Source organism: Microcystis aeruginosa NIES-4325 (assembly GCF_008974145.1).
Taxonomy (GTDB): Bacteria; Cyanobacteriota; Cyanobacteriia; order Cyanobacteriales; family Microcystaceae; genus Microcystis; species Microcystis aeruginosa_G.
Genome location: NZ_BJKP01000132.1, coordinates 1 through 360, shown reverse-complemented (window position 1 = coordinate 360; position 360 = coordinate 1). Strand labels below are relative to the sequence as shown.

Here is a 360-nt window from a genome sequence, read left to right as displayed (position 1 = left end):
TTCCTTGCATTTTCAGGCGTGCGCTTAAGTCTCTCATGCTGACGATACTTTTATCCAGCGCAAAACCTATCCAACAGGACACAAAAGTAAATGTACTTAATGCGGGATAGTCATTTTTGGGGAGTGGATTGAGAAGCTCTTTCATTAGTTCTGGGAAAATTGTTAGCATGGCTTATTCACATTTATTGGTGTATATTTACTTTGTTTTCTTATCTATAATATCAAATTTTGTACGACTTTTTTCCACGTTCAACACTTCTGAAATTAGGGGATTAGGTTTAAGTCCAGGAACTCAACTATTTTTGAATGATGTAAATATTACAAAAGAGCAGGGATTTAGCACGTTTAACTTAGCTGGTA

General features: G+C 35.6%; 1 pseudogene. It reads left to right on the top strand.

Features of this window, described 5'->3' with window-relative positions:
• Positions 1-167 precede the first annotated feature (167 nt).
• Positions 168-360 (top strand): annotated as a pseudogene (locus tag MiAbW_RS20360) (hypothetical protein); the annotation flags it as partial.